At 49.9% G+C, this 25,774-nt stretch carries 19 protein-coding genes and 1 pseudogene; 9 read left to right on the top strand and 11 right to left on the bottom strand.

Translation table 11 applies throughout. The annotated features are described in order from the left end of the window. Positions 1-200: 200 nt before the first annotated feature. Positions 201-392: pseudogene (locus tag IC617_RS05435) on the top strand (thymidylate synthase); the annotation flags it as partial. Positions 393-469: 77 nt separating this feature from the next. Here IC617_RS05435 and IC617_RS19035 read toward each other — a convergent pair. Both IC617_RS19035 and IC617_RS05445 read right to left on the bottom strand, forming a co-directional pair. Beyond that, the gene (locus IC617_RS19035; protein ID WP_191143963.1) at positions 470-2,056 is read right to left on the bottom strand and encodes a sulfotransferase; all 1,587 of its coding nucleotides are present in this window, start codon (positions 2,054-2,056) and stop codon (positions 470-472) included. Positions 2,057-2,151: 95 nt separating this feature from the next. Beyond that, a complete protein-coding gene (locus IC617_RS05445; RefSeq protein WP_224745813.1) occupies positions 2,152-4,521 on the bottom strand; it encodes a TonB-dependent receptor in 2,370 nt (789 codons plus the stop codon). 524 nt (positions 4,522-5,045) lie between these two features. On the opposite strand from IC617_RS05445, the gene IC617_RS05450 reads away from it, so the two are divergent. Beyond that, positions 5,046-6,359, top strand: a complete 1,314-nt coding sequence (locus IC617_RS05450) for a DUF1800 domain-containing protein (protein ID WP_224745814.1) — start codon at positions 5,046-5,048, stop codon at positions 6,357-6,359. A gap of 2 nt (positions 6,360-6,361) precedes the next feature. After that, entirely contained in the window at positions 6,362-7,516 is a 1,155-nt protein-coding gene (locus IC617_RS05455) for a DUF1501 domain-containing protein (RefSeq protein ID WP_369410366.1), read from the top strand. Here IC617_RS05455 and olsF read toward each other — a convergent pair. The 3 genes from olsF to IC617_RS05470 form a co-directional block, all read right to left on the bottom strand. Next, on the bottom strand, positions 7,513-9,243 hold the full coding sequence (gene olsF / locus IC617_RS05460; RefSeq protein WP_191143966.1) for a bifunctional ornithine lipid synthase OlsF: 1,731 nt from the start codon (positions 9,241-9,243) through the stop codon (positions 7,513-7,515). The two genes, IC617_RS05455 and olsF, sit on opposite strands and share 4 nt — an antisense overlap. 131 nt (positions 9,244-9,374) lie before the next feature. Continuing rightward, entirely contained in the window at positions 9,375-10,379 is a 1,005-nt protein-coding gene (locus IC617_RS05465) for a helix-turn-helix domain-containing protein (RefSeq protein ID WP_191143967.1), read from the bottom strand. After that, positions 10,373-11,269, bottom strand: a complete 897-nt coding sequence (locus tag IC617_RS05470) for a diguanylate cyclase domain-containing protein (protein ID WP_191143968.1) — start codon at positions 11,267-11,269, stop codon at positions 10,373-10,375. Before IC617_RS05470 ends, IC617_RS05465 begins: the two co-directional genes overlap by 7 nt. 278 nt (positions 11,270-11,547) lie before the next feature. On the opposite strand from IC617_RS05470, the gene IC617_RS05475 reads away from it, so the two are divergent. From IC617_RS05475 to IC617_RS05485, 3 genes are all read left to right on the top strand, one after another. Beyond that, a complete protein-coding gene (locus IC617_RS05475; RefSeq protein ID WP_191143969.1) occupies positions 11,548-14,097 on the top strand; it encodes a TonB-dependent receptor in 2,550 nt (849 codons plus the stop codon). 12 nt (positions 14,098-14,109) lie between these two features. After that, positions 14,110-16,005, top strand: coding sequence for a phytase (locus tag IC617_RS05480; protein ID WP_191143970.1), 1,896 nt, complete (start codon positions 14,110-14,112; stop codon positions 16,003-16,005). A 265-nt stretch (positions 16,006-16,270) separates the two neighbouring features. After that, positions 16,271-16,573, top strand: coding sequence for a hypothetical protein (locus tag IC617_RS05485; RefSeq protein WP_191143971.1), 303 nt, complete (start codon positions 16,271-16,273; stop codon positions 16,571-16,573). 42 nt (positions 16,574-16,615) lie between these two features. On the opposite strand, the gene IC617_RS05490 is transcribed toward IC617_RS05485, so the two are convergent. The 5 genes from IC617_RS05490 to IC617_RS05510 form a co-directional block, all read right to left on the bottom strand. Continuing rightward, a complete protein-coding gene (locus IC617_RS05490) occupies positions 16,616-17,785 on the bottom strand; it encodes an MFS transporter (protein ID WP_191143972.1) in 1,170 nt (389 codons plus the stop codon). A gap of 759 nt (positions 17,786-18,544) precedes the next feature. After that, positions 18,545-19,348, bottom strand: coding sequence for a UDP-2,3-diacylglucosamine diphosphatase (locus tag IC617_RS05495; protein WP_191143973.1), 804 nt, complete (start codon positions 19,346-19,348; stop codon positions 18,545-18,547). A 159-nt stretch (positions 19,349-19,507) separates the two neighbouring features. Continuing rightward, positions 19,508-20,452 (bottom strand): DUF4097 family beta strand repeat-containing protein, encoded by a 945-nt coding sequence (locus IC617_RS05500; RefSeq protein WP_191143974.1) that lies wholly within the window; start codon positions 20,450-20,452, stop codon positions 19,508-19,510. A gap of 61 nt (positions 20,453-20,513) precedes the next feature. Next, a complete protein-coding gene (locus IC617_RS05505) occupies positions 20,514-21,026 on the bottom strand; it encodes a hypothetical protein (protein WP_191143975.1) in 513 nt (170 codons plus the stop codon). Then, the gene (locus IC617_RS05510) at positions 21,019-21,600 is read right to left on the bottom strand and encodes an RNA polymerase sigma factor (protein ID WP_191143976.1); all 582 of its coding nucleotides are present in this window, start codon (positions 21,598-21,600) and stop codon (positions 21,019-21,021) included. Before IC617_RS05510 ends, IC617_RS05505 begins: the two co-directional genes overlap by 8 nt. Before the next feature lie 301 nt (positions 21,601-21,901). Here IC617_RS05510 and IC617_RS05515 point away from each other — a divergent pair, with 301 nt between their 5' ends. Continuing rightward, a complete protein-coding gene (locus IC617_RS05515; protein ID WP_191143977.1) occupies positions 21,902-22,198 on the top strand; it encodes an ArsR/SmtB family transcription factor in 297 nt (98 codons plus the stop codon). Between the two features lie 185 nt (positions 22,199-22,383). On the opposite strand, the gene rpsT is transcribed toward IC617_RS05515, so the two are convergent. Continuing rightward, positions 22,384-22,644: a 30S ribosomal protein S20 gene (gene rpsT, locus IC617_RS05520; protein WP_087505132.1), complete on the bottom strand. Its 261-nt coding sequence runs from the start codon at positions 22,642-22,644 to the stop codon at positions 22,384-22,386. Positions 22,645-22,906: 262 nt separating this feature from the next. Between rpsT and murJ the strand changes: the two genes are divergently transcribed. Further along, positions 22,907-24,460, top strand: coding sequence for a murein biosynthesis integral membrane protein MurJ (gene murJ / locus IC617_RS05525; protein WP_191143978.1), 1,554 nt, complete (start codon positions 22,907-22,909; stop codon positions 24,458-24,460). Between the two features lie 338 nt (positions 24,461-24,798). Then, entirely contained in the window at positions 24,799-25,752 is a 954-nt protein-coding gene (gene ribF / locus IC617_RS05530; RefSeq protein ID WP_191143979.1) for a bifunctional riboflavin kinase/FAD synthetase, read from the top strand. The last annotated feature ends 22 nt before the right edge of the window (positions 25,753-25,774 follow it).

Raw genomic sequence — 25,774 nt, forward strand, 5'->3', positions numbered from 1 at the left:
GTTCTTGGGACTCTACAGTTAACTGCTTGTCAACCTGCGATGCTCTGACTAAAACGAATTGGACCATGAAAAATAAGGATGTGATTTGTTTGAAAGTCCTTTTATTATGGTTCCATATAAAAAGTCAGTCAAGAAGGAAGTTTATTTGCTTAGCCCTTTGAGTATAATGAAGTGTCTTTTTTGTAGTTTGGTTCCTAAAACATATTTATGAAGATCAATTGCCGATGATGCGCGATGTTCAGCTCAAGCGAGAGCCATTCCCGTCGCCGCAACTGAACATCAATCCAGATATTAAGTCACTGAAGGATTTGGAAACCTGGGTGACCATGGATGACTTTGAAGTCGTTGGCTATCAGCACCACGATCCGATTAAGTATCCGTTTGCGGTTTAACCCCGTATTGATATCGCCAGTAAGGTGCTGCTCTTCATATAAAAACCGGCTTCTTAGCCGGTTTTTTAATTGCAGAATTACTCGATGGTTAACCCGCCTTGTCGCAATAGTTGCTGCAGGGCTTTTGTTTGCTGATCATAGCGCCGCCAACGGCCTATCGAATCGCTGTTAATGGGTTGCCGCACTTGCACCGCACTGGCGGTCGAAACGGGCGCTTGATTCAAATGAAAATTGACGCATTGTGGTTCAAAATCTAAGCCGCAATGGTTCAATATCCGGCGTATCTCACTATCTGGGCTGGCTACCAAGGATTCATATTCGATTCGTAACAGGCGTTCCCCAAGCCGTTGCTGCCAGAAATCCATCAGGCGGCGAAATTGCAAGTAATAGCGGCCAGTATCGAGCAAATCATAGGAATAGTTGTAATAACTGAAGTTAAGTGCAAATAGCTGCCTGAAGTTGCTGATACAGGTATCCATGGGATTTCTGTCAAGCCAGATTAACTTGGCGTTCGGCAGTGCTTCAGCGATGAAACCCAAGTAGAAAAAGTTCAGCGGCATCTTGTCAGTAAAATGTGCTGTTTGACCGGTTTGCGGTCTGGTGCTGTCGATATATCGTTTGCCGATGGCTGCTAAGTCGAGTTGGCAAGCTTTGCTAATGGTTGGCGGATCAAGCACCCGATTTGACTGGGTGGCACAAGCTCGCTTCAACTCGACGCCGAAGTTCTGTAGTTCTCCGGCAGTGGTGACTTTGGAGTGATTTGAGATGATGCGATCCACTAATGTCGTGCCCGAGCGAGGCATGCCGGTGATGAAAATAGCCTCGTCATTTGGGTCACCATTTGAGCTGTGGCTGGCGCGATGTTCAAATGCTTCAATCATTGCGTCAAACAACGCCTGATCATCACTGCTTTGGTAGTTGAGTTGCTGCTTTTTGCGCTCGTTTGCTTCTGATAACGCAGTGAATGCTTGGTCATATTGGCCGAGTGCTTCATGCTCTTTAAGTAGAGCATGGCCCAAATGGACATGACCGTCGACCGAATGGCAGTTTGCTTTTGTCTTGGTCAAGCGGTCGATGTGATTGTGAGACTCGCTAATGCCACCTAAATCGGTCAGTGATGAATGGGCTGGGTAATGGTTGGGATTTAAGCTAATTACCCGTTCATAAGCTTGTCTAGCCTCATCGAAGTCGCCATTAAAGCGTGCCGAGGCTGCCAGATTAAACCAGTAACTCGGCTGTTTAGGGCGAAGTGCGCAAACGCGGCGAAACAACTCTGCAGCCAATTGGTGTTGGCCGACTCGACTAAATACCACGCCAATGGTATCGAGCGTTAATGCGTCGTTGTCTGAGACCCATTTGCGAGCCAATTCGGCACTCTGACTGGCTTCAGATGGACGGTTTAGCTGCGCTAATATGCGGGCATGTTGAGCCTGATATTCTGCCGTTTTGGGTGCTAAGGCCAGCGCGCGTTCCACTAACTCTAACGCTTTTGTCAATTGCTGCATCGAAGCGGCGATCATGGCGAGCAAAAAATAGCTATCGGCATGCTCTGGCTGTTGCTGCAATACTTGCAAGCAAAACTGGTGGGCCGCTTTAAAATTTTGTTGATTGAGGGCTTGTTGGGCAGCTTTGTGGAGCTGTTCAATCGATGGGATAGAACTCACTGGGTATCCAGACGACCAAGGGTAAAGAATGATTTTGGCATATCAACAGGGGGCATGATAGCCCCCTGTGATCATTGGCTTATGTGTCTCGACGATCAGTTGGCAAAGTTGTATTTCACTCGCAAACCAATTGTTCTAGGGGTATTGATGTACTTACCATAGCGGCGCAGATCGAAGCCATTTACCTCACGAACGTTACTAAAGTCGGTTCGCACCGAGGTGACGGCATACTTATCGGTAAAGTTATCGGCAAACAAGGTGAAATCCCAGTTTTCATAACTCATCTTGGCCGACAGGTTATGAAGGGTATAACCACCCAGAGTTTCGCCATTGTCATGGTTACCCAGCTTGGTATAGATATCTCCGGTATATTGCATGTTGTAGCCAAACTCTAATGGCATACCGTTCAACTCAGTTGTATAGGTACTGCCAAATGAAGCTTGATGTTCCGGTGAGCCTGGCAGTCGATCGCCATCATATGCATGCTCTCCGCCAACAGGGCCATTACCATCATCGGGATCTTGCTGAGATTTTAGCGAATCTTCAGTCAACTCAGCATTTGTGTATGCGTAAGTGCCGAACAACATCCAATCCTCGGTCAACAAATAACGGCTCGATAACTCGACACCTTTACTCTCTGCCTTTGGACCATTGGTGGTGATGTTGACGCTGCCGTTTGTGGTAACGGTTGGGACTTGCGGTTTATCCCATTTTATTAAATAGATTGCGGCATTGAACTCGAGAGTGTTATCCAGCAATGTACTGTGAGTACCAAGCTCAAAGTTGAGAGTTTCGTCAGGGTCGTAGAATAGCTCATTGGGTAATGCACAGACGTTTTGCTGTAATTCTAAATCTTCATCGCAAGGTGCCACCGCGTTACCACCGCCAATTCGATAGCCTTCGCTGACGGTGAAGTAAGTCAGAATGTCATCAGTTGCTTGGTATGCGGCATTAAACTTGAACAAAGAACCATCATCATCTGCCGAACCTTCTGACGTGTTAAAGATTATATCGATAGGCTCGCCATCGAGCAGAGGTAGGGCAAATCCTTGCTTGACGTCATCTTCGTAGTCATAAACTCGAGCCCCTAATGTGACGGTGAGGGCTTCGGTGACATCGTAGCTCAGCTCGCCAAAAATAGCTTTTTCTTTAATGGTCTCATCGAGGAAGGACATGTACTCTAAGTTGTCTGGGCGATCGATGTCCCAGAACTCAGGAATGCCGGGAGTGAACTCTTCTGATGTCGAATCGACTTCAAATTTGTTGTAAAAGGCGCCAACAATCCACTGTAATTTGCTATCAGCCTGCGACACCAAGCGAACTTCTCCGGTAAAGGTGTCTTCATCGGCCACTTCACGAGTGAATGCCGCAAACGAAGGGAAACCTTCGTAGCCGTATTCAAAGTTCAGCAACAAATCGGTTTGGTCGCGCTGTCCAATTTCGTCGTAGTCAGTTTTGCCTAAAGCGACAACTAAGCTGGCAAAGTCAAGGTCGGCTTCGACTTCCAAGCTGAACACCTGGTTTTTCATTTCATTGGGTTCTTCAAATCGGTAGCCACTTTCGTACTTGCCAGTGCCAAATGATTCGCGGTGAACCAGTGTTCGCCCTTCTGGTTTATCTTTTTGGTAGTAATAAGTGAAATTGACATCGACATTGTCAGCGGGCGTCCAACGTAAACCGACTCGACCGAACAAGGTCTCATCGCCGTTGGCATCCTCTTTCGAGCGCAGATTGGCGGCGACATCGGCAGGGTTACTAAAGTCGGGCTGCGGATTGGATACCCCAGCTTCGCGAACCAAATAGTTGTAATCGATAAAACCAGCTGTTTTGTCATAACCAACTGAAGCCCGTAAAGCCAGCGTGTCGCTTAGTGGCAGGTTAACGATGGTGCTGGCTTCGTAGTTTGGGTCATCGCTCTCACTGGTCTGCGAAAGACCGCCATTGGCAATTACTTCAATGCCATCGAATGATGGTTTGTTGGGTAAATAACGAATCGCACCAGCCAGTGTGCCAGCGCCGTAAAGCGTGCCTTGAGGGCCAATTAACACTTCAATACGATCCATGTCATACATGTGCAAGTCAACGTATACCGGCACGTCACCTAAGTAAGTGCCGACGGTGCCGCCTCCGCCATTCTCACCGGTAGGCCCGAGGCTACCCGTATTCAAACCGCGAACAATAATAGGTGATGGCGCGCGACCTCCTTGGTCGACTACTGTCATCCCTGGCACCCATTTAGAGATATCAACCAAGTCGGTGATGCGATTATCTTCGAGGACATCGCCTCCAAGCGCAGTAATGTTAACTGGGATGTCTTGTACCGTGTTAACTCGGCGTGTGGCTGTGACAGAGATTCGCTCTAACCCTCTAAAGGCCTCGGCATCATCGTCAGCTTGAACTGGAGTGGTGATAGCACTACTAATGGCAGCAAATAGCGCAGTGTATTTCAGATTTTTTAGTGACATGCAAAACATCTCAAGTAATTTGACCGGAATGGGTGACCTGCAAACAGCTCAGAACTGTTCTCTGTTTGCCGGCCACTTTTCAGCGTTTGTAAGTACTTCAATAGCGCTGTTGGCGCGCTTTCATGTTGTTCTCAGAGAGGCGTATCGCAATTATCATTCCAAGTTGAAAGACGGTGCTTACGGAGAGGTTTTGTTGTAAATGTTAGAGTTTTTAGTCAATTTTGTTATTAATTGAATCAAATTGGTGCGTTTGTTTGTGTCGTTTTGGTGCTTTAATTTGCTTTCTGCGGCACGAGTGTGCGCTGTGATTCGGCTAACAGTACTGATTGGAGTTGATACAAAGATCACAAATGACAACTGTTCGAAGCGAGAGCCAGAAAAGTAAATTTTGGTAAAGATGGGCGCGAAGGCCGGCTTTTATCGCTGGTTTTTTTATATGCTCGGCGCATCATCAGGATCCGATGGGCGGATCTGAGAGAACGCTGTCTGCAAAGGTTGAGATGCCCGCTTACAATCAAACGAATATGGCTGTTATCGCCGCCAATCGGTTTGGCTACGGCTTTCGAGCCGGCGATAACTTAGCGCCAGAACAGGCCCAAGCTTGGCTCAAACAAGGACTGATCACCCCTCAATTTGGTAAGCAATTACCATCAACAGAGACTTTATTACTCAACATTGCCAATAATCGGGCGGAAAAAAAGCGTCTGAAAGCGGCAGGGAAAGAGCTAGACGACGACAAGAAACGATATCCGCGTCAGCAAAATTTCGCCTTTGTTGAGGATCAGCTGAACACGATATTAAGCGCTGAACACACCATCCAATGGCGCCTGTTGGCCTTTTTTGCCAATCACTTTTCGGTGACTGCGCAAAACGATTTGATGTGGGTTCTGGCACCAGCTCTTGAACGCGATGCCATTGCACCGAACTTGCTGGGCTCGTTCGAGTCACTATTGATGGCGGTGGTGAAGCATCCGGCAATGCTCATTTACCTGAACAACGAGCGCTCCTTTGGACCAAATTCAAAGCTGGGCCGACGCGGCAAGGGTATGAACGAAAACCTCGCCCGCGAGATCCTCGAATTACACACTCTGGGCGTTGATGGGGGTTACAGCCAAACCGATGTGATTGAACTGGCCAAAGGCATTACCGGCTGGAGCGTGGCCAACCCAAATAAAGATAAAACCACCGGCTTTCGCTTTCGCGCGAGCGGCCATGAACCTGGCCGGCGAGAGCTGCTTGGCAGTAATTATCGCCAAGCAGGCGTAAAGCAGGGCGAAGCCATGTTAGTGGCGTTAGCTCGTCATCCGGCAACCCGTCGTCATCTCTGCACCAAGCTGGCTCGCCACTTTATTGCCGATGAACCATCCGAAGCGCTGATACAACAACTGGAAGCCGCTTGGCAGCAAAGTGGCGGTGAGATTAAGCAAGTGATGCTGGCGCTAATTGACAGTGATGAGAGCTGGCGATCTGAGCGGCAGAAATTCAAAACGCCGCAGGAATTTCTGTACTCATCATTACGCTTGTTGCAGCCTCCAAATCTTCCGGCGAAGAAGTTTGTGGCTACTTTGAAACAGCTCGGCCAGCAACCCTATAGCGCAGGCTCTCCAGCTGGCTATGGCGATTCGCAAGCCGATTGGCTCGGCTCCAGGGCACTGATGGCTCGGATTGACTGGGCGACGCTGGTCGCCGGTCGTTATCGCCGTAACGCCGATAGTTTGCTGCAAACCGCATTAGCTGACTCCGCTTCGCAACGGACCTATCAAATGGTCAATCGAGCCGAGTCAAGAGCGCAAGCAACGACCTTGTTGCTGATGAGCCCAGAGTTTCAGTGGAGGTAATTGTGGATCGCAGACGTTTTTTACAACTATCAGGGGCCAGCTTAATGCTGTGGCCAACGGCGCCGGTCTGGGCGCAAACAACCAATTCCGCAACATCCACCGCGGGCAAGAAGTTGGTGTGGGTGTTGCTCCGTGGCGCGCTTGATTCGCTGCACACCGTGATCCCTGTTGCTGATAACAACTTGCGCCAGCATCGTCCTAAACTGACGGACGGATGGCTGCCCTCGGCACTGCCGTTGTCATCGGAATTTGCCCTGCATCCATCATTAAAAAACCTGCACAGTTGGTACCAATCTGGGCAATTTTCGCCGATTGTTGCCGTTGGTTCAGGGTATGACAGCCGCTCTCACTTTGATGGTCAGGATTTTCTCGAATCGGGCCTCGGCCAAATCGACCACGACAGCGGTTGGTTAGCACGAGCGATTAATAGCCGTCATGCGCAAGGGCTGGCGATAGCACAAACCACCCCCATCGCTTTTCGCAGCGCCGAGCAGGTGATGGAATGGTTTCCAAGTCGCTTCCGGCTCAGCAAAGAAGACACTTACGCCGCATTGATGGACATGTATGAAGAAACACCGTCGATGCTAACCTCTTTGCAAGAAGGTTTAGCGGCCCGCGATTTACTGGCGCTGGACCAAGCTAAAGAGAATAAAAAGGCAACATTTAAGTCGTTGGCGGCCGCCTGCGGCACCCTTATGACGAGCGACAATGGCCCTGATTGCGCCATGCTCGAACTGGGGGGCTGGGATACCCATAACAATCAGGTCAATCGCCTTAACCGCCAACTGACCGAGCTTGACCAAGGGCTGGCGGCACTGAAAGAAAGCTTAGGGGACGAGTGGCGTAATACGGTGGTGGTGGTCTCAACCGAGTTTGGCCGCACGGTTCGAGAAAATGGCACGGCGGGCACCGATCACGGCACCGCTAGTTGTATGTTGGTCGCCGGTGGCGCCATGAAAGGCGGTAGTGTGTTAGGGGCTTGGCCTGGGCTTGAGGAACAACAGCTATTCCAAGGCCGCGATCTGATGCCAACTTCTAGCGCATTTCGCTGGTGGGCGACCATACTGGCGCAACATTGGGGGCTGACTGAGAGCCAATTGCAAACCGTATTGCCAGGCAGCCCGAGATACGAAGTGAACCTAATGCGCCAATCTTAACTGGCTTTACTAACATCTGCCGCGCCCATATAACGGGCGCGTTTTTTGGCTTTCAGCTTGGCAATATCGACTAACACCAAACCATCGACGCAATCGGCAAAATCAGGATCAATACCAAAATCGAGAAACTGCACGCCGTCTTGTTCGGCCACTTCGGTGTACTGCTTGTACAGCGTTGGGACCGACACGCCCATATTAGCCAGTAGGTGCTTTAACTGAGTAAAGTCTTCTTTGTAATCCGCCCCAGAAAATGTCGCTTTGAGGGTCTGCAGGGTGTCATCGGCAATACCATAGGGTTGCCGCGAGTGGGCAATGGGCTCTTTGCTAGAAAAATAAAGCTTGTAAAAAAATACCAGCAAGTCGCGCGCTGGCTTTGGAAAGCTATTGCTGATGCTGACCGGCCCAAACAAATACCGGTAGCCGGGGTACTTCACCAAAAATGCGCCAATGCCATACCAGAGGTAGTCGAGCGAGCGCTTGCCCCAATAGCGAGGCTGCACAAATGACCGACCCAGCTCAACACCCTGCGGTAGGTATTTGTCCATTTGTTTATCAAAATCGAACAATGAACTGGTATAAAGACCCTTCAGGCCTTTTTCATCAATCACTCGCTGGGTATCGGCTAAACGATAAGCGCCGACAATTTCTAAATCTTCCCGATCCCAAAGTACTAGGTGTAAGTAATGGGCATCGTATGAATCCATATCGCGACGCTCGCCGGTTCCCTCACCAACGGCACGAAACGACACTTCCCGCAAGCGGCCAATTTCACGCATGATGGGCGAGCTTTCGGTAAAGCGGTAAAGGTAGATTTGCTTGCCGTCGGCGGTTTCACCCAAGCGCTCGCATTGTTCAATGGCATGTTTGAGTTCGGCTCGGCTTTCCGGATGGGCGATGGCAGAAAAGGTCTTGAATAAGCCCTTGCGTCCCTTGGCGATTCGGTACAAGTGCCGTTTGAACAACTTGACTCGCTCGCGATTGGGCATATTCAGGCTGGAATAGCTTTCGTATGGAATGGGCTCGCCAACCTTAACGGTGAGGCTTTTATCGCGTTGGCGGAACATTTCCTTAACCAACAGGACGGTAGATAACGGCTTGTAAATCATTGAGGCACTGTAGAACAGCGCAGAGTTTCGGCCGCTGACAAACATCGGCACAATCGGCGCTTGGGTTTGCGTTGCCATTTTCAAAAAGCCTGAGCGCCAGCGGCTATCTTTGACGCCAGTAGGATGCAGGCGCGACACTTCACCGGCGGGGAAAATGATCAAAGCGCCATCAGTTTGTAGATGACTTTCGATGTTCTTTAGGCATTCCTTGGCCGTGTTTCCGGTCATGTTATTAACCGGCAGCAGCATCGGCGTCAGTGGTTTAACGTTCATCAGCAACTCGTTCACCACGGCTTTGACATCGCTGCGGATCTCGGCAACCAGCTTTAGCAAAGCGAGACCGTCGAGCGAGCCGATTGGGTGGTTGGCAATAATAACCACCCGACCGGTGGCCGGAATGCGAGCTTTATCGCGATCACTAATGCTGTAGCTAAAGCAGAAGTAGTCGAGTACTTTTTCAACAAAATCAAGACCATTGAGGTGAGGATACTTCTCGGCAAAATCGTTAATATCACGCTCATGAAGCAACCGCCGCAAGACACCTTTTAGCGGCTTTGCCAGCCATGGTTTTTGCTCCAGTGCGGGGTAATTATCTCGAATGACTTGATCAACGGTAAACATAAACATTCAACCTCGGAATCAGCTAACCTGGCACACGATATGACGCTTGTGTGACGGAAATATCGCATCAGGATTTCAGATTTATGAAGCTGTTCGCTCGTTGTACCTAGCTCACCATGACTAGAGGTTCGCTAGGCTTGTTTAAGTTGGCTCGGGTTGCGCCCTGTCCAGCGCTTAAATGCTCGACGGAAGTTGTTGATATCAGATATTTCAAAGTAGCTGGCCATCTGCGCATTGCTCCAATTGAGGTCGATGGCCAGATGAAGCGCCTGATGGCGATTATAATTATCTTGTAATTGACTGAAATTAGTCCCTTCATCTTTCAGTTTTCGCTTCAGTGAACTGCTGCTCATGCCAAAGTGTAAGGCAACCTGCTCTAGTGATACATGAGCATTGCCCGCCAATTGTTCATAGACAGCGTTGAGTATGTAATGACCTAGCGGTAATTTCGACATGCTGTGTTGGCACTGCTTGTTCAATTGCTGCATTGTCAGATCAGGCGACGGGGCTTGATGCTTGGCGCTCGGCAGCGCCATGGTTGCCCGTAAATGAGGGTGACCATAAGTAATGTTAAGACCTAAATAGCGTTGCCACAGCCGATGTTGTGGTTGCAAATGGCTGGGCAATTGCCAGTAGATATCGATTTGCCGGTGACGGCACCAACCAGACAATGCGGCGGCACTAACTTGTCGCCAGAAATCGTTCAGATCGTGTTGAGGCAAGATCTCCCAACTATTGAGATGAAACTGTCCGTCGCTCACTTGCCCTTCATAGTGGATTGGCACCTGCCATAACGCCTGGTAACAGCGCAAGCTGGCTAGGGCTTGGATAATGTTTGTTTGAGCGTTTAGTAGTTGAGCCAATGGATCGCTGCTCTGAATTAGTCGTTGCCCAAGTAGAAATCCCAGCTCTTGATCGGCGCAGCGTAAGGCGTTATTGACCAGTTTGCTCAGTTGTTGCGGTGCGATCAGACGATCGTCAGAGGCAAAGTCTTGGGCAAACAGCTTGGTGCCCGATAGGTACATGCAAGCATCATCGGTTCGGCTTTCTAGCAACTCATAAAGCAGTTTTGCTAGCAGTGGCGGGACGAATTTGCACCGCGAAGTAAACAGTGCAGCCGGCGCAGGTACTAACATAGGGTCGATGCTCGATTTTGGGACTGCAGCGCGTGCTCGGCATTGGCCAGAAAGGAATCGGCTGGTTGTTGGCCCGTCCAGCTTCGCTGAATATGAGTGATGTTAATGGTCATGTGCCGCGAAACCTGTTGCACCAGCTGGACAAATTGCTCGCTGGCCTGAGCTGGAGCAACATTGGTCATCACCAACGCGAATCGATTGGCGCCACAACGGCACAAAACGTCATTGTCTTGTAGCTGGCTGAGCATCAATTCGGCGAATTGCTTTAGTTGTCGTTCATCCACCGCTGCGTAGGCTGGCGAAGCACCAACAGGCGGATTCAATTCAAACATCACTAATTCAATGTCATTGGGCGACTTTCTTAATCGATGGCCTTGCAGCTGTCTTTGCAAATAGGATTCGCCGTAAAGCAGAGTCAAGGGATCGAGTAATTGATATTCGCGATGAACCAACTCTCGCTGCCGAAGCTGGCGATTGATTTGCTTTTGCTCTTTTAGCCAATGCCAAAGGCCAATGGTGACGACCAGCATGGCAATAGGTATAGCGAGCGACTCGATATCAGCAAACAAGCGATATTCAAGTGGATAGCGAACAAATTCATCAAGTACATCGAGTAAACAAGCAAACCAATACAGTAGGGCGCCGGCATATAGCAAGTTGGTTACTCTGCCTGCTGGGCGCGCGCAAAGCAGTAAAAGCAACCAACATAACGCCAACAATGCTGCAGCACCTTCGCCGGCAACATCGAGCCAGTGAATCATTGGTTTCGGTTCGCTACTTTGTATCGCCGAACCGCTCAACACAATTGCGCCGACAAGTGCCGCCAACAGCCGCTGACTGTGGTGACGCCAGACAAATCGGTAGTACTGAGTTAATTGATAGATAAGCATGCGCTCAACCTAACCAGACAGTATGACAGTTTGGTGACTTGTACCGCGGTTGCGTTGAGCTAATTTGACCCCGTCCTTTCGGCTCAAGCTCGATGAATTGAGTGTTTTTAGTTTTTATGTGTTTTATTTGATTGATTTGTATAGAGTTATTTGAATTTATTACTAGATTGTTGCGCAACTAGTCGCAATTGACGGGCCTCCTTGCAACATAACTGTCATTTCAAACACTTAGTTTTCGGTGTCATGCAATTTCAAACACACTTATTGAGACACCAATAATGAACGTAACGAACAGAAATAGCGGTTTGCGCTTGAGTCCAATTGCTTTGGCGCTGCTGACTGCAATGTCAGTATCGGCCACAGCAGCAGAAGAAACGGCTAAACCAGCTCCTGCTGACGACAACATTGAACATATATATGTGATTGGTCAGGTGGCAGCGACTGAACGCTCGTTGCAAGCGCAGCGCGAGGCCGACAACATGATCACTGTGGCAACGGCTGATGCCATCGGTGATTTTCCCGATGCCAATGCCAGCGAATCGCTACAGCGGATGGTGGGCCTATCAATCGAGCGTGATCAAGGCGAAGGGCGCTTTGTTCGAGTCCGTGGCTTGTCGCCAGACTATAACGCCGTGACGATTAACGGCAGCCGCATTCCTTCGCCCGAAGCAGGGCGTCGTGCGGTCGCTCTGGATGTGGTGCCCTCGGACTTGATTCAAACGTTGGTGGTGACCAAGTCTTTGACTCCGGATATGGATGCCGATTCACTCGGTGGTGCTGTCGATATTCAAAGCGCATCTGCATTTGACCGTGATGGCCCGTTCTACAAGATCAATGTCGAAGGGGGTTACAACGATTTGCAAGAGCAATATAGCCCTAAAATTACCGGCGCTTACTCCACCACCTTCGCTGACAATACCATGGGGATCGCGCTGGCAGGCAGTTGGTTGAAACGTAAATTTGGCTCAGACAACGTCGAAACCGGCAACAGCTGGGATTTTGATGAAACACCCGCGTTGCTCGAAGAGCTCGAGCAGCGAGATTATCAAATCACTCGTGAACGAATCGGCTTAGCTGCCAATTTTGACTGGCGTCCAACCGACTCCTCGCGCCTTTATTTGCGCTCACTATACAGCGAGTTTTCCGATGATGAGCAGCGCAACGCCATTGTCAGTGAGTGGCAAGACGGGCATAGCGCGACTGGCGAAATGCTCGATGCCGAAGTGAGCCGAGAACTCAAAGATCGCGAAGAGACCCAAACCATCACATCAGTGGTCGTTGGCGGCCAACAGGTTTTTGATGACTGGATTATTGATTATCAGGCCGGGTGGAGTGAGTCAGATGAGGATAACCCCGATTACGTGGTATCCACGTTTGAACTCAACGAGAGCGTACCGCTGACCTTAACTGGCTCGAAAAAGCCACGCGTTGGCGCGCCTGCCGCTTACTACAACTACGATCACTACGAATTAGACGAGATCGAAGTTTCTGATACCTACACCGATGATTCGGAATACAACGGCAAACTCGACTTTACTTACTTGACTCAGTGGCAGAGCTACGATGTTGCACTGAAGTTTGGTGGCAAAATGAGCCGTCGAGACAAAGACAACCGAGAAGATGTCTGGGTGTTGGAGGACCTTGATGACGCAGGCGTTGATGATGCCGAACTGGTAATGAGTGGTCATTTAGGCCAACCCCTAGATTACGGTCTTGGTAACTTTGGTCGTGCTATTGCAGCGAAAAGCATCCGCGATTTAGTGAAACGGGTGGGCGTTGATGGTTATCACGATGAAGTGGAATCGCAAATCAACAACTACTCGATGACTGAAGATGTTGATGCCGCTTACCTGATGGCGACCATTACCCTGACTGATATGACAGTGATAGCTGGTGTTCGATTTGAGACCACCGACTTCAGTGCGAAAGGTTGGCAATACAACGACATCAATGAGCGTTTTACCGAGCGTAAAGTCAGCAACGACTATAATCACTGGCTGCCTTCGATACAGTTCCGTTACGATCTTAGCGAAGAAATGGTGCTAAGAGCTGCTTGGACTAATTCGATCGTCCGGCCGACCTTCGAGCAAATGGCTCCGGGCTTTGTGCTTGAAGACGATGATGGCGATGTCGAGGCCGAATTTGGTAACCCCGGACTCGAAGCGTTGGAGTCGATGAACTTAGATTTGGCGCTTGAATATTACATGGGCGAGGCGGGAGTAGCGTCTGCGGGCTTTTTCTACAAGGATATCGAAAACTTTATTTACGGCTCTGATATAGCGGGTAGCGAAGGTTATGAAGACTTTGCCAAAGCCGACACCTTTGCCAATGGTAAATCAGCCGACATTTATGGCCTAGAGCTTAATTGGGTCAAGCAATTTGCCGAGTTACCAGCGCCTTGGAATGGCCTCTTAATGAGCGCCAATGCCACTTTTACCGATTCTGACGCTGATATTAGTTATTACGACGATGGTGTCCGGCAGACGCGTTCAATTCCGTTTCCAAGTCAATCAGATGAGACGGCGAATTTCGCAGTTGGCTACGAAGATAACGCGTTGAGTTTACGGTTGTCGGCGGCTTACAAGTCAGAGTATTTGCTGGAAGTCGATAGTGTTGACGACAAAACCTATGACGTTTATGAAGACAGCCATCTGCAAGTTGATTTTATTGCCAAGGCTTATCTTCAGGAAAACATCCAAGTTTATTTCAACGCCCTCAATCTAACGGATGAAGGTTACTACGCCTACGCCAATGCTGACCGTTACAACGTGCAATATGAAGAGTACGGTCGTAGCTATCAACTCGGCGTGACGATTACCGGACTGTAAGGAGCCAGCAAGTTGTTTTCTATTTCTCATAATTTCATTCAAGGTATCGTCGGCCGGTCCTCTCGGTTTGGGCTTGCCACTGCTGTTATCGGCACATTGACGATCGCTGGCTGTCAGCAGGAGCAGTCCCAACCAAAGGCGCTGGAGCTGTTGCCAAGCGCAAATGTGAGCTGGCTTGATGCCACCAATCGCAATGCTCAGTCTCGTCAACTTAAGGGCGCCGTGTGGCAAGCACAATTGCTTGATGATGGCCGAGCAATGCTGGTGGAACGCCAGCCGGACAATGCCGCTCGAGCCGAGCGGTTGCAGATAGAATTTGCCGATATGCTCGCTGATGAGTTTTGTCTATACGCAAGTCCCATCAGTGATAATTTGTACGCCTTTGTGCAAGACGGCCGCGCTCGCAGTGAGCAATGGCTATTGGCCGAGCGGGGCAAGCTGCTCAACGACGCGATTAAAGTTCGGCAGTTGCCGGTAGGTTATGACACCAGCTTGTGCGTGGTCGATGATCGTCGAGGACACTTGTACATGACCGAAGAGGCGGTCGGGGTGTGGCGTTACCATGCCGAGCCCGAGACCATGACTGAGCGTCAACCTGTTGCGATGGAACAACCGTGGGGAACTTTACAAGGTAAAGTAGAGGCAATGTCGTGGTTATCCGATGGGCGGCTGGCCTTACTCACCAGTGATGAACTGCAGTTATTGAGCACGGAGTCGAGCGATTTCTCTGGACCAATGACGGTTGCTCGTTGGCCTTTTGACGTTGCCGTTAACAATGGCCACGATCAAGTCGAGTTCGAACGTATGTGGTGGTCGGATACTGATACTGGGCAGCTTACCGTGGCTTTAGGCAACGATGACGTTGCCGAAGTTTGGACAGGCCAGCTAGCTAAAGATCAAACGCTGTTGGCGGCCTATCAACAAGCGGGCATGGATGCCATTGCTGAAGTCCAGCCAAGTTATCAGACTGCCCCGGCAGAGCAAACGGGCGATGCCATGGATGATCCGGCCATTTGGTTTAACCCAAATAGAGCTGCACACTCTTTGGTATTAGGCACGCACAAAAAGCACGGCTTGTATGTGTACGATTTACAAGGAAACACGCTGCAGGTATTGGCTGATGGTCAGCTCAACAACGTTGATGTCCGTTCTTTAGAACAACCGATTGGGCCTTATTATGGTATTGCTAGCGCCAGTCGGCGTGATGACAATACGGTGGTGCTTTACGGGATTAGAGCGGATCGCAAGGTAATTAAACTCGCTAAGTTTGAAACACCATTGAGCAAAATCTATGGTATTTGCATGGGCTTTGTTGAGGGGCAATTGGCGGTGTTTCCCAATGATAAGGATGGCCGCGTATTGCATTACCAAGTTGGTACCGACCAAACTGCTCAGAGTTGGCAACCCAAGCTCATGCAAACTTTTAAACTAGGCTCTCAACCAGAAGGTTGTGTCGTTGATGATGTCCGTCAGCAACTCTTTGTCGGCGAAGAAGATGTTGGGGTCTGGATGATGCCATTGAATCAGGATGATGCAAATTGGCAAGCCATCGCTCAAGTTGGTCAACAATTGCATGCGGACGTTGAAGGGGTTGCGATCGCTCGTGGCGAGCCCGACTTGTTAGTGGTGTCGAGTCAGGGCAATGATAGCTATGTGTTGTACCAAGCAAGTTTCCCTTATGAGTATGTTGGCCGTTTTCGAGTGGGCTTAAATGCCGAGAAGGGCATTGATGGCAGCTCAGAAACTGATGGTTTAGACGTCTTAACGATGCCACTCAATACTGATTTTCCTAACGGCGTGCTGGTGGTGCAAGATGGCCGTAATTTGATGCCAGATCAGCCTCAGAATTTCAAATTTGTTAGCTGGGCTAATGTCCTAGATCGCTTGCGAACTGCTGATCAACAATAAACTCGCTAGTAAACCTGCGGGCAATGACGGCTCGCAGGTTTACTAAGTGATGCAGGCACTTTCTTCCTACTTTGTTTTGCCAAATCTGTGATCCTTAGCGCTGCTAGAGGCGTAACGGAACTTTAAGAGATGATCTGGGTCTATAAAACCAGTAACCAAAGTTTTATCCGGCAACATTTTTGATAACTATTGGAGATGTTAATAATCTGTTGGCCCGATGCAGTTGGCTGTGGTTTGAGGTGAAAGTTGTTCTGGAGTAGTTGATATGTTCCGAGATTCTAACCTCAAGGATGAATTGCTAATTAATGTGTTAAGACTTCCTCTGGTGATGGCGTTTTTGGCGTCATTTGTGTTTGTCAGTGATTTCAGAGGATACGGCGCATGGTTTGGCCAAAATGCCCTCACCGCCGTGACCGCGGTGGTGATGATTGCGCTGACGGTGGTGACGTTTCCGCGTTGTTTACAACTGCAAAAAAAGCTGTCGCGAAGAAATAAACCCAACAAAACCATGCGTATTGTTCGTTGTATACGCCGCGGCATCGCCAAACGCGAAGCCCGATTCTCTTAAACTTGAGCTGATACCGCATTCCCACATGCGGTACTCAGCCCATTAGCTTCTTGCCCAAGCGACTTCCCGTCCCGCTTCTGGCTTCGTTGGAATGCAAATCGCCAGTAACAACGAGCTCACCGCAAAACCCGCCCCGATTAAAAACACTGCTGCTTGCGAGTATATCCAGACGATTCCTAATAAGGCCGGGATAACCACGGCTGCAATGTGATTAATGGTAAAGCTGACGCTGGCGGAGGCGGCGATATCACGTGGGTCGGCAATTTTCTGGAAATAGGTATTAATAGCGATGGCAAAGGCAAAAAACAGGTGATCGATGATGTAAAGACCAGCGGCGACATTGGCATTGTCGACCAGCGCATAACTGACAAATACGACAATTAAGCCAACATACTCAATAATCAACGCGCGACGTTCACCGACTCGACCGATAAATGCGCCAATCTTTTTGGCAAACAAAAAGTTAAATACATAGTTGGCGATAAACAGAGTACTGATCTGGCTGACGCTATAACCAAATTTTTCCACCATCATGAAGCCGGCGAATACTATAAAGATCTGACGGCGCGCACCACTGAGAAAGACCAAGGCGTAGTAGAGCCAGTAGCGTTGCCGGAGAATCAATTTTTTATGCTGAGTAGCGTGCTGAGCAAAGTTGTTAAAATAGGACATTACGGCCAGCGTAGCGACAATGCCTAACCCACCGACAAGAGCATAAACCCAAACATAATCCACCCCTAATTGCCCCATCGCTAGCCAAATCAGGCCATAGGCCGATAACGATGCCACCGCTTTGACCGACAGCGCTTGGCCCATAAATTCAGCCGTATCTTTTTTATCGAGCCACTGCAGAGTGAGCGACTTATTGATGGTTTCAAAGTAATGAAAACCGACCGACATAATGACCGTGGTGATGTACAAGCCTAATGCGTTGGGGAAAAAGCCCGTGAGCAAAATGCCAATAAACATGGTGGCAAGCGACAGCAAGGCAAAAGACTGTTCGCGGATCAGTAACAGAATAAAGATTGCGGTAAAGGCGAGGAAGCCTGGGATCTCTCGAACACTTTGCAGAATGCCTATTTCAACCCCCGTAAATTGAGCCCGCTCAACCACAAAGTTATTGAGCAGTACCATCCAGGTGGCAAAGCCGAAAGACATCAAAAACATCATGCACAACAATAATTGTTGCGGGGTACGGGTGACTCGAAACATGTTGAACAAACCGGAAGATACGGAAGCGGCTATGTTAGCACGCATCGCTGGCGGCAGAAGCTCTCCTAGTCAATTCCCAAGCAGCTTCCAACCGTCCGAGCACCGTCATGCTGCAACGAACTAAATGGAGGTAGCCAACTGCCACTGAGGTGCTTCAGCCGACATGGATGTCGAGTGTGGAGCGTTCCAAGGGCGGATCTGAGCGTCACCGAAAGGGCGGTTGGCTGCCGCTCGATGCTAAATAGGAGACCATCGCAGCTTGCGATTTGCCCAGTCGAGACGCCGAGAATACTTTGCTGACGGGCTCCTGCCCTCTGCAAAGCCCCGCTCCGGCCTCCTGCCTACGCGACAACTTCATAAAGTTGTCCCATGATGGCTCTGCTGCCGCTTCCATGCGGCAGAAGCTCTCCTAGTGAATTCCCAAGCTGCTTCCAACCGTCCGAGCGCCGTCATGCTGCAACGGGCTAAATGGAGGTAGCCAACTGCGACTGAGGTGCTTCAGCCGACATGGATGTCGGGTGTAGAGCGTTCCAAGGATGGACTTGAGCGTCACCGAAGGGGCGGTTGGCTGCCGATTTAGGCAAAAGAGGCAACCATCGCAGCTTGCGATTTGCCCAGTCGAGACGCCGTGAAATCGTCCATGATGGCTCTGCTGCCGCATCCTTGCGGCAAAAGCTCTCCTAGTCAATTCTCAAGCTGCTTCTAATCGTCCGAGCGCCGTCATGCTGTAACAAACTAAATAGAGGCGTTTGGTATCAGCTACGCCGCTCGGCCGGTGACAATAGTCAGCTCTGGGCGTAATTGGTCGATTTGCTTTTGGGTGTTGCTCCAATGTAACAACTCGATTTCGCCTGACACATGTTCAACCGCTGCGGTGCAGCTCTCCACCCAGTCGCCATCGTTAAGATATAAAACACCGTCTTCGTAACGCATATTGGCACAATGGATGTGACCGCAGACCACGCCATCAACGCCGCGGCGCTTTGCTTCGCGAAGGGCTGCATCCTCAAATCGTTTGATCGCCGCTTCAGCTTTTTTCACTTTCTTCTTGAGATAGGCCGCCGCTGACCAATAAGAAAAGCCACACCATGAACGGCCTCGATTGACCCAGCGGTTGATGAATAGCAGCAAATCGTATCCTTTATCGCCAAGCCAATGATGCCAACGGCCACACTTAACCACGCCATCAAACTCATCGCCATGGAGCATCAGCAACTTGCCATAAGCAAGTGACTCATAGACATAGTCGCGGTGGCATTCGACGCCCTGAAAAACGCTGCCGTGGTAGCCGCGCATGGATTCATCATGGTTACCGGGTATGTAGATGACTCGGCAGCCCTGACGGGATTTTTCCAACAAGGCATCGAGTACCCGCTGGTGTGATGACGGCCAGAACACTTGCCGTTTCATCGCCCACAGATCCACCACATCGCCCACCAAAAATAAGTGGTCGCAAGTTGTTTTCGCCAGAAAGTCGAGCAGGAATTCAGCTTTGCAGTCGCGGTAGCCAAGGTGAATATCAGACAGCCAAATCGCGCGGTAGTGTTGTGTCGTCCCTTGCATGGGCAAACCCTCTGTATGGTTTGGCGCCAACTTAGGGGCCGCTCTTTACGTTCCGGTGACATCCACTTGATTGTTTTGTGACAGCGATTCTGACAGTAAAAAAGCGAGTGGACCGACAGAAAGCCAACTCGCTGATCAACATTCGATCGAACTGTGCGATTAGCGCGTCAGTACGATTTCTCCCTTAATAGTGGAGATCTTTACCGCACCGCTGGCGTCGCCCAGAGAGAAGCTTAACGATTGAAAACCCGTGTATTGTTGCTCTTTGATTTTGTCATCAGAGAGTTTGTTGACGATATCGCCCTGATGACCATCGATGGTGAATTTGGCCTGAGGTTGTTCGACGAATACAAACTTAATGTCACCGCCTACCGATGAGGCTTTGATGCGGCCTGCCTCCGCCAGTGTGATGGTGGCATCGATGTCACCATTCACCGAGCTAACTTCAAGCTCATTGACTGTGCTGCCCGACAGCTGAATGTCGCCGTTGACTGTGGTGGCGCGAAATGAACCAACGTTGCCTTCAATGTCGATGTCGCCATTGACCGTTTCCAGACCAATACTGTCGCCGCGTAAATTCGCCACGGTGACATCGCCGTTGACTGTGTTTAGTTTCAGATCGCCATTGATGTCTTTGCTATCAACGTCACCATTGATCACCTCAACTCTGACTTTGCCGTTGATCCGCGACAAGTCGATATCGCCGTTGATGGTTTCTGAATTTAAATCTCCGTCGAGCAAATCCAAAGTGAGGTCACCATTGGTGGACTCATAATTGACGCTACTTTGCTGTGGCAGGTAAATCGTTAAGCGGTCGCCTTTGCTGTTATTCCAGCTACCGTCTTTTTCCTTCACCGTGATTTCAATGGTGCTGCCGCGGCGCTCGAATACAAACTCTTCGGCGTTATCTGATAATTCGCCGGTGACTTGGACTTCATTTTTATCCCAGCCTTTAATACTGACCTTGCCATTAACATGAGTGACTTCGACTCGCTCGCCGGGGTTGGCAGCTAATGTTTGGTCGATCGCTTCGCCTGCTTGGGCGAGGGTTGTTAGCCACAAGCTGAGGCTAACGATGGTGGCCGATAATAGGTTCTTCTTCATCTTGTGCTCCTGCGTCTTTGTCGTCCCAGCCATCAGCTAGGCGCCGTTATTCGTTGTATCTCTAAATGTGGATTAATTTCGGGGCGTGGACCCGTTCTATCAGTTGCAATTGTTGTTGGTAGACGCTCTGTAGCATCTTCAATAGTGTTGGGTTTCTTGGGTCATGTTCGAGCGCCTCCTTAATGGCGTTGGCGGCATCCTCAAGTTCATCAAGCTGCTGCTGCCAATTGTCGGTGAATGCCGGCTTCCCTTTGAGGGCAACCAGTAAACTGTCTTTTTGCAGCTGGTGGTTGTCGCTCATTGCGGCAATAAACTGTTGGCTTTGAGCCAATGCTAATTGTTGGGCACGCTGCTCGATGTAGTGGTTGCTACCGAACCAGCCCAGTACGGCAATTAAGCACACCGATGCTGCTGTGGCTAACCAGCGCAGAGGGCTCGCGGCGGCTTTGGTCTGCTGCGGACTCTCGGCAAGAGCATGTTCAATGCCACGCCAGAGATCGCGCTTGGGTTGCTGTTGTCGGGGCAAGGCGTCGATTTGTCGCTGTAATTGCTGCTCAAATTCATGGTTAGTCATGACTCATCCACTCCTTTAATAACTGTTTCGCTCGGTGCAGTTGGGCTTTGCTGGAGCCGACTGCCATTTGGGTCATCTCGGCCACTTCCTCATGGCGGTAGCCTTCGATGGCATGTAACACAAATACCAATCGAGCGCGCTCGGGTAAGCGCTGAATATATTGCTCCAGCGGGTTGTCATCGGTTGGCAATGGCGCCACGAGATCCGCTTCGTTAGCTGACTCAAGACCGAAGGTGCGCTGCAACCAATTTTTTTGCTTACGCATATGTGACACGGTGACATTGGCCGTCACGCGGTGCAGCCAGGTGGAGAATTTGGCGTCGCCTGAAAAACTAGCGAGCGACTGCCACAGCTGAATGAAGGTTTCTTGGGCGGCGTCCTCGGCATGGCTAACATCGCCAGTCAAACGCAGGGCGAGTGCGTAGACTTGACCAACATAGCGCTGATAAAGCTGCTGATATGCTGCTTTGTTGCCGTTGCTAGCCGCAGCAATGAGCGCTTGCTCGAGCTCATCTTCACTGCTTGTGGTGACCGCTTGTTTTGGCGACAAAGCGGTAACTGTTCCCTGATTCATTCAGCAGGTGTCCTTTCGGCTATTGATTAGTTGTTATTGCTTTAGTCGCAGCTAACAGGAGAAAGGTTTAAATGGTTTTAATTTTTTTGCTGCGCGATAATTTAGCGTGGTTAGAGCCTGTTTGCTGGCGCTACCTTCGAAAGATCACTTTATTTGCCAGCAAGTCTTGAATTTTGTCGTGAATAAAGTGTACTTAGAGCGTATAACGATTTCTATTCACCGTGTTTTCAATTTGGCCTCTTTCGGCGCTCATGGCAGTGTCAGTTGATAGCGCCGCAGATAAAGGTACGCAAAGATCGATATGGATTTAGCGCAAATGAAAAAAAACGCTGGGCGAGCAATCCCGTTGCTTAAAGCGTTGTCTAACGAAAATCGTCTATTTATTTTATGTCATCTGCACGGTGGTGAGTTGAGTGTCACTGCGCTGACCGAACGAGTCGGCTTGAGCCAATCGGCCTTGTCACAACATTTGGCGATTTTGCGTAAAGAAGGTTATGTGGCGACACGCAAAGAAGCACAAACCGTCTACTACTCACTCGCAAGTGAAGAAGTGGAAGCCATGATGGCTACCCTACATCAATTATATTGCCAATCGTAATAACCAGAAGGGCTGGGCTGTGGGGCCATTTGTGGCGCAAATGGATGACTTTGAACGGCACCTCATTTGTGAGCACTGCGGTGACAAAACGATTGAGGATTGAGCTGGCGAATTGCTGTTAAGCGGCAAAATTAAGATATAAAAAAACCGGCCTAGGCCGGTTTTTTTATATCTTAAGCAAAAACTTAAAGCGCTTTAATCTGAGCATTCAGACGCGACTTATGGCGCGCGGCTTTGTTTTTGTGGATCAGGCCTTTAGTGGCGAAACGATCCAAGATAGTAACTGCGTTGTTGTACTCAGCAGCTGCTGCTTCTTTGTTACCTGCGTCAATCGCTGCGTATACCTTCTTCAGGTAAGTACGCATCATGGAGCGACGGCTGGCGTTATGCTTGCGACGCTTCTCTGATTGGATCGCACGCTTTTTCGCTGACTTGATGTTAGCCAAGGTCGGACTCCCAATTCGTCTGTTAAATGGATTTCTTAAGGGCGGCGCATTCTGCACCGAACTTAATCCAAAGTCAATGAGTTTCGTGGTCTTCCATCGCCTTTTTCGCACGCCATTGGCGAAAACGAGTCGGGCTAGTAAGATGGTCGCGGATTCTAGCAGCACGTTTCGCGGAATGCCAGCCACTTTAGGCACATTTACCCGAGTATTTATCACAGTCATCTCGCCGCTTTTCTATGGATGGCGCACAAAGGATTAAAGCTTGAGCAAGCAATTAGTAAAGTCGGGCGCGATTGTTAGCGCCATGACATTGATTTCCCGCGTTTTAGGTTTGGTGCGGGATGTGGTGATTGCCAATCTGATGGGGGCAGGGGCCGCCGCCGACATTTTCTTCTTTGCCAATAAAATACCTAATTTTTTGCGCCGTTTGTTTGCCGAAGGCGCCTTTGCCCAAGCCTTTGTACCGGTATTGGCAGAAACCAAGGCGCAGGGTAGTCTGGATGATGTTAAACAACTCATTGCGAGAGTATCGGGCACCCTCGGCACCTTAGTGATGATTGCCACTATTGTTGGTGTTATTGGTTCTCCGGTACTGGCGGCCATCTTTGGTACCGGCTGGTTTATTGAGTGGCTGAATGATGGCCCAGAAGCAGACAAGTATGTAACTGCGGCCTTTATGCTCAAAATTACCTTTCCTTATTTGTTCTTTATTGCCTTGACTGCGTTATCCGGCTCCATTTTGAATACCTATGGCCGCTTTGCCGTTGCGGCGTTCACTCCGGTTTTTCTCAATGTCGCGATTATCAGCTGCGCGCTATGGCTTAGTCCTGAGTTCGATGAGCCTGCCGTTGGCCTCGCTTGGGGAGTGTTTATCGGTGGCGTGATTCAGTTTTTGTTCCAACTACCATTTCTCAAGCGAGCTGGTTTCTTACTCAAGCCGAAGTGGGGCTGGCATCACCCCGGCGTGGTGAAAATTCGCACCTTGATGATCCCTGCTTTATTTGGCGTGTCCGTCAGTCAGCTCAACTTATTATTTGACACCTTTATTGCCAGCTTCCTAAAAACAGGCTCGATTAGTTGGTTGTATTACTCAGATCGGCTGTTGGAATTCCCGTTGGGCCTGTTTGGCATAGCGATTGCCACGGTCATCCTGCCAAGTCTTAGCGGCAAAGCGGCAGACAAAGATGCCGAATCGTTCAGTCATACCATGGACTGGGGCGTGCGGGCGGTTAGCCTACTGGGGATCCCTGCCGCATTAGGGTTAATGGTGTTGGCGCAGCCGATATTAATGCTGCTGTTCATGCGCGGAGCTTTTGGCGCTGATGATGTGGAGGCGGCCAGTTTTAGCTTATTGGCTTATGCCTCTGGGCTATTGTTTTTTATGTTTATCAAAGTGTTGGCGCCTGGCTACTTTGCCCGCCAAGACACCAAAACGCCGGTTAAATTTGGCATTTATGCGATGGTTGCCAACATGGTGTTCAACCTGATCTTGGCCAGTTGGCTGGGGTATATCGGGTTAGCCGCAGCAACCTCGTTGTCGGCGTTGCTCAATGCTGGCTTGTTGTATTGGGGATTGCATCAACTAGGGGTTTTTCGCCTGTCGGCAGAAACCGTTGGATTGCTGCTGAAAATGCTGATCAGTGGCGGCCTCATGGCTGGCGCTGTTGCATGGCTTAGCCCCGGCTTTGGCCAGTGGCTAGAGTTTGGCTTGTTGAAAAGTGCAGCTTGGGTCGCTGGCTTGATTGCCGTGGCTGGCGTGGTATATGTCGTGCTGCTCCTGATGTTGGGCGTTCGCCCAAGGCACTTATTACGCTAATTTGATGGCGCGGAACGGTACGCCGCAATAGATAGCGGCGTGATTAGGGCGCTTTTTGCTGCTCTTGCTGATAATAAGCACGGGCTAAGTTAAAGCGATAAGTTGCCAATAGCCAACCTTTTGGGGTGTTTTTAAAGGTCATTGTCCGCTCCTGTCATTGGCCGCAATAATGCGGCTGGTCGATGGTGCGAAAAAGCTTAGGACAGTTTTTGCCAAAAGCAGGCCTGCAGCGCAGCCAAGGCAGCTATCGTCATTGGCATCAAACCGCTCAAGCGCGGCGTTAGCCTATGCTATTCGGCTCTGTTATACTCCGCGCTTTTAATAGCCAGACGGCCCCAATGGAACTAATTCGCGGCATTCACAATTTGCGACCAAGACACCGCCAGTGTGTTCTGACAATTGGCAACTTTGATGGTGTTCATCAAGGTCATCAAGCGGTATTGCGTCAGTTGGTTGCCAAAGCCAAAGCGTACGGGGTTCCGTCGATGGTGATGGTGTTTGAGCCGCAGCCACAAGAAGTGTTTGCTGGTGATCAGGCGCCGGCTCGATTGAGCTTATTGCGCGATAAGGTCCGTTTATTGTCGGAAATCGGCATCGATCGCTTATTATGTGTGCAATTTAACACCCGATTTGCAGCCATGTCGGCGACCCAATTCATCGATCACTTGCTGGTCGAAAAGCTGGCGATTCAATATTTAGTGGTTGGCGATGATTTCTGCTTCGGCAAAGGTCGCCAAGGACAATATGCCGACTTAGTTTCTGCTGGCAAACAACACGGCTTTGAGGTAAACAATACCCTCAGTTTCACCCTCAATCAGCAACGTGTCAGTAGTACCCAAATTCGAGCTGCATTGGCTTGCGATCAACTCGATCAAGCCGAAGCCTTGCTGGGCCATCGTTATGCGCTGACCGGCCGCGTGGTCCACGGCGATGCGCTGGGCCGCACTATCGGATTTCCAACGGCAAATGTGCTGATGAAGCGCCAGGTGATCCCTGTTCAGGGGGTTTATGCGGTTGAAGCGGAATTAGCCAATGGCCAGCGAGTCTCTGGCATGGCGAATATTGGTCGGCGTCCGACGGTAAAAGGCACGCGGCCGCAATTAGAAGTGCACTTATTTGACTTTAATGGCGACCTTTATGGCCAGCGAATTAAAGTCGAACTGGTTGCCAAGCTGCGCGAAGAGCAATCATTTTGCTCGGTAGACGCGCTCAAAGAGCAACTAGCAAAAGATAAAGTAGTGGCACGGCGCCGACTCGAACAAGAGTTGCCTCGTGTACAGGAATTAAATTAATACGACATGATCATCAGGATCT

It is taken from the genome of Neiella litorisoli (genome assembly GCF_014773395.1).
GTDB lineage: Bacteria > Pseudomonadota > Gammaproteobacteria > Enterobacterales > Neiellaceae > Neiella > Neiella litorisoli.

Excerpts from the sequence above, each read along its gene's own strand:
- IC617_RS05495 (WP_191143973.1), bottom strand. The coding sequence starts at position 19,348 with ATGCAAGGGACGACACAACACTACCGCGCGATTTGGCTGTCTGATATT.
- IC617_RS05505 (WP_191143975.1), bottom strand. The coding sequence starts at position 21,026 with ATGACTAACCATGAATTTGAGCAGCAATTACAGCGACAAATCGACGCC.
- IC617_RS05510 (WP_191143976.1), bottom strand. The coding sequence starts at position 21,600 with ATGAATCAGGGAACAGTTACCGCTTTGTCGCCAAAACAAGCGGTCACC.
- IC617_RS05475 (WP_191143969.1), top strand. The coding sequence starts at position 11,548 with ATGAACGTAACGAACAGAAATAGCGGTTTGCGCTTGAGTCCAATTGCT.
- IC617_RS05445 (WP_224745813.1), bottom strand. The coding sequence starts at position 4,521 with ATGTCACTAAAAAATCTGAAATACACTGCGCTATTTGCTGCCATTAGT.
- ribF (WP_191143979.1), top strand. The coding sequence starts at position 24,799 with ATGGAACTAATTCGCGGCATTCACAATTTGCGACCAAGACACCGCCAG.
- IC617_RS05450 (WP_224745814.1), top strand. The coding sequence starts at position 5,046 with ATGGCTGTTATCGCCGCCAATCGGTTTGGCTACGGCTTTCGAGCCGGC.
- olsF (WP_191143966.1), bottom strand. The coding sequence starts at position 9,243 with ATGTTTACCGTTGATCAAGTCATTCGAGATAATTACCCCGCACTGGAG.
- IC617_RS05485 (WP_191143971.1), top strand. The coding sequence starts at position 16,271 with ATGTTCCGAGATTCTAACCTCAAGGATGAATTGCTAATTAATGTGTTA.
- IC617_RS05500 (WP_191143974.1), bottom strand. The coding sequence starts at position 20,452 with ATGAAGAAGAACCTATTATCGGCCACCATCGTTAGCCTCAGCTTGTGG.
- IC617_RS05470 (WP_191143968.1), bottom strand. The coding sequence starts at position 11,269 with ATGCTTATCTATCAATTAACTCAGTACTACCGATTTGTCTGGCGTCAC.
- IC617_RS05465 (WP_191143967.1), bottom strand. The coding sequence starts at position 10,379 with ATGTTAGTACCTGCGCCGGCTGCACTGTTTACTTCGCGGTGCAAATTC.
- IC617_RS05490 (WP_191143972.1), bottom strand. The coding sequence starts at position 17,785 with ATGTTTCGAGTCACCCGTACCCCGCAACAATTATTGTTGTGCATGATG.
- IC617_RS05515 (WP_191143977.1), top strand. The coding sequence starts at position 21,902 with ATGGATTTAGCGCAAATGAAAAAAAACGCTGGGCGAGCAATCCCGTTG.